The organism is Centipeda sp. (in: firmicutes), from assembly GCF_057271695.1.
On the sequence record NZ_DBHIVL010000092.1, the window covers coordinates 1 to 8,325 of the forward strand.

At 56.7% G+C, this 8,325-nt stretch carries 10 protein-coding genes; 1 reads left to right on the forward strand and 9 read right to left on the reverse strand.

Annotation, left to right across the window (positions count from 1 at the left end; genetic code table 11):
* Window positions 1-106: 106 nt before the first annotated feature.
* Genes ACO6BQ_RS11160 through ACO6BQ_RS11170 form a run of 3 tightly spaced genes read right to left on the reverse strand, consistent with a single transcriptional unit; the run spans window position 107 to window position 2,093 of the window.
* Window positions 107-724 (reverse strand): DNA glycosylase, encoded by a 618-nt coding sequence (locus tag ACO6BQ_RS11160; protein ID WP_489120964.1) that lies wholly within the window; start codon window positions 722-724, stop codon window positions 107-109.
* Between the two features lie 9 nt (window positions 725-733).
* Window positions 734-1,717 carry a YeiH family protein gene (locus ACO6BQ_RS11165; RefSeq protein ID WP_489120966.1) on the reverse strand — a complete coding sequence of 328 codons (984 nt, stop codon included), beginning with the start codon at window positions 1,715-1,717 and terminating at the stop codon, window positions 734-736.
* A gap of 13 nt (window positions 1,718-1,730) precedes the next feature.
* Window positions 1,731-2,093 carry an arsenate reductase family protein gene (locus ACO6BQ_RS11170; RefSeq protein ID WP_489120967.1) on the reverse strand — a complete coding sequence of 121 codons (363 nt, stop codon included), beginning with the start codon at window positions 2,091-2,093 and terminating at the stop codon, window positions 1,731-1,733.
* Between the two features lie 221 nt (window positions 2,094-2,314).
* Here ACO6BQ_RS11170 and ACO6BQ_RS11175 point away from each other — a divergent pair, with 221 nt between their 5' ends.
* Complete coding sequence (locus ACO6BQ_RS11175) at window positions 2,315-2,773, forward strand: Hsp20/alpha crystallin family protein (protein WP_489120969.1); 459 nt, start codon at window positions 2,315-2,317, stop codon at window positions 2,771-2,773.
* 87 nt (window positions 2,774-2,860) lie between these two features.
* On the opposite strand, the gene ACO6BQ_RS11180 is transcribed toward ACO6BQ_RS11175, so the two are convergent.
* From ACO6BQ_RS11180 to ACO6BQ_RS11205, 6 genes are all read right to left on the reverse strand, one after another.
* Window positions 2,861-3,421: a transketolase family protein gene (locus tag ACO6BQ_RS11180; RefSeq protein WP_489120972.1), complete on the reverse strand. Its 561-nt coding sequence runs from the start codon at window positions 3,419-3,421 to the stop codon at window positions 2,861-2,863.
* The gene (locus tag ACO6BQ_RS11185; protein WP_489120973.1) at window positions 3,400-3,936 is read right to left on the reverse strand and encodes a transketolase; all 537 of its coding nucleotides are present in this window, start codon (window positions 3,934-3,936) and stop codon (window positions 3,400-3,402) included. The genes ACO6BQ_RS11180 and ACO6BQ_RS11185 overlap by 22 nt, the downstream gene beginning before the upstream one ends.
* 61 nt (window positions 3,937-3,997) lie before the next feature.
* On the reverse strand, window positions 3,998-5,272 hold the full coding sequence (gene ulaA / locus ACO6BQ_RS11190; RefSeq protein WP_009441604.1) for a PTS ascorbate transporter subunit IIC: 1,275 nt from the start codon (window positions 5,270-5,272) through the stop codon (window positions 3,998-4,000).
* Window positions 5,273-5,284: 12 nt separating this feature from the next.
* Window positions 5,285-5,563 carry a PTS sugar transporter subunit IIB gene (locus tag ACO6BQ_RS11195; RefSeq protein WP_009441603.1) on the reverse strand — a complete coding sequence of 93 codons (279 nt, stop codon included), beginning with the start codon at window positions 5,561-5,563 and terminating at the stop codon, window positions 5,285-5,287.
* Window positions 5,564-5,565: 2 nt separating this feature from the next.
* Complete coding sequence (locus ACO6BQ_RS11200) at window positions 5,566-6,021, reverse strand: PTS sugar transporter subunit IIA (protein WP_489120975.1); 456 nt, start codon at window positions 6,019-6,021, stop codon at window positions 5,566-5,568.
* Between the two features lie 4 nt (window positions 6,022-6,025).
* Window positions 6,026-8,008, reverse strand: a complete 1,983-nt coding sequence (locus ACO6BQ_RS11205; RefSeq protein WP_489120978.1) for a BglG family transcription antiterminator — start codon at window positions 8,006-8,008, stop codon at window positions 6,026-6,028.
* Between the last annotated feature and the right edge of the window lie 317 nt (window positions 8,009-8,325).

Below are 8,325 nucleotides of genomic sequence, written 5' to 3' on the forward strand. Positions count from 1 at the left end.
CGAAAAAATCTACGCCAATCTGACGGACTTCATTTTATCAGCGATTCCCTAAAAAATATAAAATTTCGGCACGCTGTGCGTTTTGCACGCAGCGTGCCGTTTTTGTTTACCTATTCTGCTCTGCCACCGCAAAGCCTGCCTCCGCAAAGAAGTTCCGATATGCCTCAGCCTTCTTCTCGAGCTTCATCGGGTAGGCACGCGAGGTGGACGGAAGGCGTGTGATGAGGAGATCACGGTCGCCGCAGCGTGCAGAGATGGTTTCCCCCGTCTTGAAATCCTTTGCCTTGACATCTGTCTCAAGCAGCGTGAGCAGGATCTCCGTCGCCTTGCCGCCCGTTGTGCAGATGCGGCGACAGTGCGGAATCTCTGCGAGTACGGCGGGCAGATCGACCTTTTCCACTACATCGAGGAACGCGTCCGAGGCATTGTCGTGTTCGCGAATCGCGCGGCGCACCGTCGGACAGGAGGCGATGCCGCGCTCGGTGAGGAAGGCCTTGATCTTCTCCGCATCAAATGCCTTTTCTTCCCCATGCTGAAAGTGCATCGCATCACCGAAGAACACCAGCCCGTAGACGCGCCACATATCGTTTTGGAAATTCGGATAGTGGAACTCCATCGTCCGTTTCTCAGGCTTTGGCGGGAACGTCCCCATCATCATCACCGTTGCATTCGGCGGCAGGAACGGCGGGAACGGACGCAGTTCGATTTCATGTTCTTCCATCATTATCTCTCCTTATAAAAGCCCCAATGCGTGCTGCACGATGAGCGACGTACCCGCGACCGCAATCCAGCAGACCATGCCGAGCAGGAGCGGGCGCGTTCCGTGCTTGAGAAGTGACGGCAGATCCGTGTTCAGACCGATTGCACTCATCGCGAGCACGATGGAGAACTTGCCGAGCATCCCAAGCCCATGCGAAACCTCGGCGGGGAGAATGCCCGTCGTATTCACGATGCACGCGAGCACGAAGTAGAGCACGAACATCGGGAAGATGCGCCGGAGTGAGAACCCCGCGCCGCTCTGCGCCGCACTGCGCATCATCAGCAGCGCGAAGAACAGGCAGACCGGCACGATCATCAGCGTGCGCGTCAGCTTTACGATGGTCGCATACGCGCCCGCATCATGGCTGTAGGCATAGCCCGCTGCAACGACCGACGACGTGTCGTTGATGGCTGTACCAGCCCACATGCCGAATCCCGCATCCGACATTCCCATCGTGTGTCCGAGGAACGGGAAGATAAAGACCGCAAGCACGTTGAAGAAAAAAATCGTCGCAATCGAGATCACGACATCCCGATCCTTTGCCCCGATCACGGGCGCAACCGCCGCAATCGCAGAGCCGCCACAGATCGCCGTCCCCGCGCCGACGAGCGCGGTCATATCGCGGTCCATCCCCAGAACCTTTCCCATCAGGAACGCCGCGCCGAACGCCGCAAGCAGCGTGAAAATCATGACATAGAGAGACTGCTCCCCAACCTCGACCACATGAAAGAGATTCATCTCAAAGCCGAGCAGGATGATCGCGTACTGCAAAATCTTCTTGCCCGTGAATTTAATACCGCTCTCCACCGTCTGCGGCCGCCGTTTCTTCGCGAACAGCATACCGAGCAGAATGCCGAACACAGGGCCGCCCACAATTGGAAAGTACAGCCCCAGAATGTACGCCGGTATCGCAAAGAGCAGGGCATAGAGGATGCCGTCCATGTATTCACGTTTCATACATACACCTCTCTCACGTAAAAAGCTCCGCCCACTCCTTCTCGCGGAACCCCGTGAGCACACGCGCCTTCGTGATGAGGAGCGGACGCTTTACGAGCATTCCGTCTGAGGCAAGTACCGCGTACTGCTCCTCCTCCGTCATGATGGGCAGCTTGTCCTTCAGTCCAAGATCGCGGTAGATCATGCCGCTCGTGTTGAAGAAGCGCTTCAGCGGCAGCCCGCTCCGCTCGTGCCACGCACGCAGCTCCTCTACGGTTGGCTTCTCCGTCTTGATGTCGCGCATGGGGGCATCGCAGCCGTGCGCACGCAGAAACTTCTCCGCCTTCTGGCAGGTCGAACACTTCGGATAGCCGATGAAAAGGATATCCTTCTCCATATATCATTCCTCCTCGTAAAATCAATGGAATTACTTTCTCCATTATACCCCCTTCCAAAAATTTTTCAAACTTTTCTTTTTGACCTATTGACTTTTTGACTATTTGAGGTATAATAACAATCGAAAGGTGATTCAAACCACCTTCCCAATCAAAAGTAACTGAATGGCATATCGAATACCAAACATCGCATATGCCGCAAATCTCTAAGGAGTTGATTACCATGTTTGGACTTGTACCTTTTGCCGGACGGCGTAACCTTTCGCAGCGTGACAGCGCGAATCCGTTTGCACTCTTCGACGCGATGCGCGATTCCTTCTTCCGCGACGACTTCCCCGCCGCCAACTGGGGTGCGAGCTCGTTCAAGGTGGACGTGAAGGACAGCGGCGATCACTACGAGCTGACCGCCGATCTGCCGGGCATGACGAAGGAGGACATCGCCCTCCACTACGAGAACGGCTATCTCACGATTGCCGCCTCGCGCACGGAATCCAACGATGAGAAGGACGATGCAGGGAACTACATCCGCCGTGAGCGTCACACGGGAGAGGTCAGCCGCTCATTCTACATCGACGGCATCGACGACGCAAACATCCACGCAGAGTTCAAGGATGGCGTGCTGCAGGTGAACCTGCCGAAGACGGCGGACGCACCCGCACGCAAGCAGATCGAGATTCACTGAAGAACGGCGCAATACGCGCACATAAACGGGGCGTTGTACGAAGCGAAAAACTTCGTACAACGCCCCTATTTGCGTGCAAAAACAATGTTATCCCTTTGCGTGCAGCACATCCTTGACCGCCGCTGCGATATGTGAGGCACGCAGGCCGTACGCCTCGAGCAGGACATTCGGATCCCCCGACGTTCCAAAGCGGTCACGAATCCCGACGTAACGCATTGGTACCGGATACTCCTCCGCGAGTACCTCCGCAACGGCAGAGCCGAGTCCACCGATGATGCTGTGTTCCTCCGCCGTGACGACACCACCCGTTTTTCGGGCGGAATCGACGAGCAGTGTGCGGTCGATCGGCTTGATCGAAGGCATATTGACAACGCGGATGTGAATCCCCTTCTGCGCGAGATCGCATGCAGCAAGCATCGCCTGCTCGACCATGATACCGGTTGCGACCACCGTGCAGTCGCTGCCATCCTTGACGACTTCGCCTTTACCAATGACAAAGGCATCGTCCGGCGTGTGGTAATTCGCCGTACCGATGCGGCTGATCCGCAGATAAACGGGACCATCATGAGCAACTGCCGTACGCACCATTGCCTCCGTCTCGACCGCATCCGAGGAGCAGAGCACGGTCATGTTCGGCAGTGCGCGCATAACGGCAATGTCCTCGACCGCCTCATGCGATGCGCCGTCATAGCCGTCTCCCAGATCTGCCCCTCCTCGAGTTCACCGTCGCCGAGCAGAACGTAGACACGATAGTCCATCCTCCGCAGCTTTGCGGCAAGTGCCATACCGTTTCCAATGGAGAGCCCCTGTCCGAGCGAGCCGGAGGACATATCCAGCCCCGGTGTCACCTTCATATCGGGATGCCCCTGCAAACGTGAACCGTACTGGCGCAGGGTCAGCAGCTCCTCCACAGGAAAGTATCCGCGCTCTGCAAGTGCTGCATAGAGCGAGGCACACGCATGTCCCTTCGACAACACGAAACGGTCACGTTCTGCCCAGTTCGGGTCTGCAGGCCGCACACGCATCTCATCAAAATACAGCACGGCGAGCAGATCGGCAATCGAAAGTAGACCGCCCGCATGCCCCGTTCCAACCGCATGAATGGATTGGATCGTCGCGCGCCGGATTCTGCGCGCCGCCTCCTTCAGTTCTTCGAGTTCCATCTTTTCCTCCTTGTGCAAAACCGCCTTGGCAGACTGCCAAAGCGGTTTTTCATTGGATAAATTACTTCAGCATATGAATCACATTGCCGAGGATGATGCCGACCGCACCGAAGTCCGCATCGCTGAACGTCGTATTGGCAAAGCCGAGGTTGCCGAGAACCGGCATGAGGAATACGGGCAGGAATGTGATGAGCAGCCCCTGTGCAAATGCACCCGCGATACAGCCGCGCAGACCGCCTGTCGCATTGCCGAAGACACCTGCCGTCGCACCACAGAAGAAATGCGGTACAACGCCCGGCAGAATGATGGGCAGCCCCGGAAAGGACTTATCCGCAAGCAGAAGTACCGCCATGCCCACAACACCGCCAACGAAGCTCGATAGGAAGCCGATAAGCACGGCGTTCGGCGCATAGGGATAGACGACGGGACAGTCGATCGCAGGCTTTGCATTCGGCACAAGTGTCGTTGCAATTCCCGTAAATGCGGGCACGATCTCCGCGAGAATGAGGCGAACACCGGCGAGAATGACGTAGACACCGCCCGCGAACGTGATCGCCTGAATCAACGAGAACACGAGGAAGTTCTGCCCGCCGCTCAGCTCCGTCTCCACATACTGCGGGCCACAGGCAAGGGCAACGATGAGGAAGAGAACGAGCATGACCAGTGAGACGGCGAGCGAGGAGTCACGCAGGAACGCGAGACTCTGCGGGAAGTTGATGTCCTCTGTCGAGCGCTCCTTGTTCCCGACGAGTGAGCCAACCCACGCCGAGAATACATAGCCAAGCGTACTGAAATGGCCAAAACCGACATCATCGCTGCCCGTAATCTTCTTCATCGTCGGATGTGCGATTGCGGGGAAGAACGCCATGACGAAACCGAGCAGGATCGAGCCGATTGCCACGAGGGTCACGCCTTCAAACCCGCCGACCGTGAGAATAATCCCAATCATACACGCCATGTAGAGCGTATGATGCCCCGTAAGAAAGATGAATTTCAGCGGCGTAAAGCGCGCGATGAGAATGTTTGCGACCATACCGAACGCCATGATGAGCGCAGTCTGTGTGCCGAACTCCTTCAGAGCCATACCGACAATCGCTTCGTTATGCGGAACGACACCGTTGATGCCGAACCCGTGCTGAAACATCGTGCCGAAGTGCGTGAGTGCGGCAACGGCAAGTCCTGCGCCGCCGCCGAGAATCAGAACGCCCATGATGGTCTTGATCGAGCCCTTGAGGATATCGGAGAGCCCCTTTTTCTGCGCAATGAGACCGATCATCGAGACGAGACCGATCAGAACCGCCGGCACGCTTAGAATATCAAGGATAAAACTCAGCATGATGATTCCTCCTTATCCCTTTACCTTGGCGACTGCTTCCGCAATCTTCTCTGCAAGCTCCTTCTTGTCAATCATATTGTTGAGCGAGACAACCTCGCCGCCGAGCCCGACGAGCTGCGTAGCGATATCGCGTGTCCCCACGTAAATATCCGCCTTGATGCCCGCCGCCGACGAGAGATCGCTGTGATTCACCTCTGCCTCCACGCCGATCTCCTGCAGAGCCTTCTTGATGTTCATCTCGATCATGAAACTGCTGCCGAGACCGCTGCCGCAGCATACCAGAATCTTCATTGTCATGCACTCCTTTTCTTTTTACCAAACAGAGCCTCTGCGCTCTCCACACACTCTGCCGCCATCAGCTGCTCCGCCATCCCCTCCGTCATCAGGAACTCTGACAGTGCCTCGAGCATTTCCACATGGCTCTTGGCACCGGGTGTCGCGAGAGTGATGACGAGTCGCACGGGGTCGTTGTGTTCGCTGCCAAACGCGATCGGCTCGCGCAGCGTCAGGATCGTAAGCCCCACCGCCTTCGCCCCCGCCTCCGGTCGGGCGTGTGCAAGCATGATGCCGGGTGCGATGACCATATAGGGTCCCATCTCGCGGTGGCTGCGCTTGATTGCCTCCGGATAGGACGGCAGGATCGCGCCGCATGTGAGCAGCGGTGCAGCTCCTCGGTCAATGCACGCCTCCCAATCACGGCACGTCTCCTGCAGCATGATTCCTCCCGGAGAAATATAATCTCCCAGCATAAATTCACTCCTTCCGCGCTGCTGTGCAGCGACCTATTACGGCTCGAACTTCTTCCGCTGTGCGGCATTTCCGCAGATACTCCAGCGTTTCCGCATCGCTGAAAATTGTCCAGAGATCGAGCAGAAGCTCAAGATGAGCTTTCTCATCCGGCGTTGCAAAGGCAAAGAGCAGATCCGCCTCCGCACCGTCCCGCTCTGCAAAGGCAACGGGATGTACCAGCCGGACAAAACTGACGGCAAGCCGCCGTACCCCGTCCGCAGCACGTGCGTGCGGCATCGCAACCCCCGGACACACGACGATGTACGCACCAAACTCCTGCACGCTCTCCACCATCCGCCCGATGTAACACGCATCGACCGCCCCCGCCGCATGGAGCAAATGCCCCGCAGCATGCACCGCCGCCTCCCAATCAGCCGCTTGTGCATGAAGCTCGATCATCTCCTCCGTGAGAAGGTCGACGAGGCGCATACCGCCCGATATGCGTACTGTATACCCCTCCATGATGAAGCGGCTGTCATAGAGATATTTCAGCTGCTCCTCGATGATCTCGCTCTCTGCATCCGTCAGGATCGGTGAGATGCGCAGTACCGTCTTCTCGGGCAGCTGCACGGACACCGTACTGATAACGACATCCACATCGGCAACATCCTCCGGCTTCATGTTATAGTAAGAAAGAATGCGTACGATGTGCAGGTTCGGCAGACGGTTGCGAATCGTATTTGCAAGCAAGGTCGCCGTGCCGACACCATTGCCGCAAATGAGTACCACAGGCAGCTTGCGCGACTTTCGGAGCTTCTTCCGTTCGATCGCAGCACCGAGGTAAAGCGTCAAATAGCCGATCTCATCCTCCGAGAAACGCAGATTCATCCGCTCTCCCAGACGTTCCGCTGCGCGCGTAGCAATCAAAAAGATGGCACGGTACTGCTCCCGAATACGTTCGAGAAGCGGATTCGTCAACACAATGCCGACGTGCGCCCGCTCAAGCGCAGGACGGAGATGTACCGCAAGATTCCGCAGCAGCTCCTCATCGTCTGCATACGTATCATCCAACCAGACCTGTGCATATGCGACAAACTCCCGTGCAAGTGCGCGCGCGGTCTCCTGCGTGCGTCCCGGCTCCTCGCGAAAGACGTAGATGCGGCTGTGCAGCAGCTCCTTGACAATGTGCTGGATCTCTGCTGCGTGCAGGAATTCCGGCGCATAGCCCGCCATCCCTGCCGCAATCTCCGCAGCCAGAGACTCCGTTGCCTCCCCCTCATTTGACAGAAAATCCACGGGACGCCCCTCGGTGATCTGATGCCCCTCGCGCAGCCGCTGCATCTGGACGGCGAGCGCACAGATCATACGGTTGATCGAGAGATCGCTCCCGAGCACGCCGTGTCTGCCCAGGAGGTCGAGGAAGAACGCCGCAATCTCTGCCATGGGAAGGTCATGTGCATAGCGGCGGAACGGAGAGGAGGCTGCATCCGTACGATCAAAATGGCGAAAATCATGCTCTTCTTTCGCGAAGATATGGATGAGCATATCGCGCAGCTCCTGCTCTCCCCCGGTCGCTGCAATTCCCGCGCCGCGCTTTGAGACATACGCAAGTCCACGCTGCTCGAGCGTTGCCTGAACATCCTTTAGGTCGCTGATGAGGGTGTTGCGGCTGATGGCAAGCTCCTCCGCAAGTCCGTCAATCGAGCAGGGCGCATCGCCGAGGAGCGCGAGGATGATGCGGTCACGCCGCTCCTTGCGATCCAGTACCGGTGCGGCAGTTGCCACCTCCTGCGCCTCCACGCGTTCCAGCCAGATGCCGCGCCGTGCCTGCGAGCGTATGCACAGCCCTTCGCACCGCAGCTCCTCCGTGAGCGCGTCCAGATCGTAGCGTACGGTTCGGACGGATACCGCAAGCATTCGTGCAAGATTCTCAGCTGTGACGGGCGCGGCTGAGAGGGTAGCTCGCAGAAATTTTGCCAACTGTTTGCGTCGCTCGTTTCCTTCCATACGCCACCTCCTTCCCGTATTTCCCATTATAGGAGAGATAGAATCCTGCAACAAGAACGAATCTCTGCCGCACAATCCTGCAAATAATTGGATAAATGCAGATAATCAATGGATTGAAAATGAACTTATAACCAAGCAGCACCAAAAATGTATGCTCACACAGAAGAAAAGTTTTATTTTTTAAAAAAATATTCTCATCCTTTGTTTTTGTGGTATACTGTATACAGTTGTTGAAAACAGGAGGAATATGATGAAGAGACTCTAGGAATCGCTGATAAAATGAAGTCCGTCAGATTGGCGTAGATTTTTTCGTCCGA

Bases quoted from the DNA above. Each gene is read 5' to 3' on its own strand.
- ACO6BQ_RS11195 (WP_009441603.1), bottom strand. From the start codon at position 5,563: ATGAAGATTCTGGTATGCTGCGGCAGCGGTCTCGGCAGCAGTTTCATG.
- ACO6BQ_RS11185 (WP_489120973.1), bottom strand. From the start codon at position 3,936: ATGGAACTCGAAGAACTGAAGGAGGCGGCGCGCAGAATCCGGCGCGCG.
- ACO6BQ_RS11160 (WP_489120964.1), bottom strand. From the start codon at position 724: ATGATGGAAGAACATGAAATCGAACTGCGTCCGTTCCCGCCGTTCCTG.
- ACO6BQ_RS11205 (WP_489120978.1), bottom strand. From the start codon at position 8,008: ATGGAAGGAAACGAGCGACGCAAACAGTTGGCAAAATTTCTGCGAGCT.
- ACO6BQ_RS11165 (WP_489120966.1), bottom strand. From the start codon at position 1,717: ATGAAACGTGAATACATGGACGGCATCCTCTATGCCCTGCTCTTTGCG.
- ACO6BQ_RS11180 (WP_489120972.1), bottom strand. From the start codon at position 3,421: ATGCGCGCACTGCCGAACATGACCGTGCTCTGCTCCTCGGATGCGGTC.
- ACO6BQ_RS11175 (WP_489120969.1), top strand. From the start codon at position 2,315: ATGTTTGGACTTGTACCTTTTGCCGGACGGCGTAACCTTTCGCAGCGT.
- ACO6BQ_RS11200 (WP_489120975.1), bottom strand. From the start codon at position 6,021: ATGCTGGGAGATTATATTTCTCCGGGAGGAATCATGCTGCAGGAGACG.
- ulaA (WP_009441604.1), bottom strand. From the start codon at position 5,272: ATGCTGAGTTTTATCCTTGATATTCTAAGCGTGCCGGCGGTTCTGATC.
- ACO6BQ_RS11170 (WP_489120967.1), bottom strand. From the start codon at position 2,093: ATGGAGAAGGATATCCTTTTCATCGGCTATCCGAAGTGTTCGACCTGC.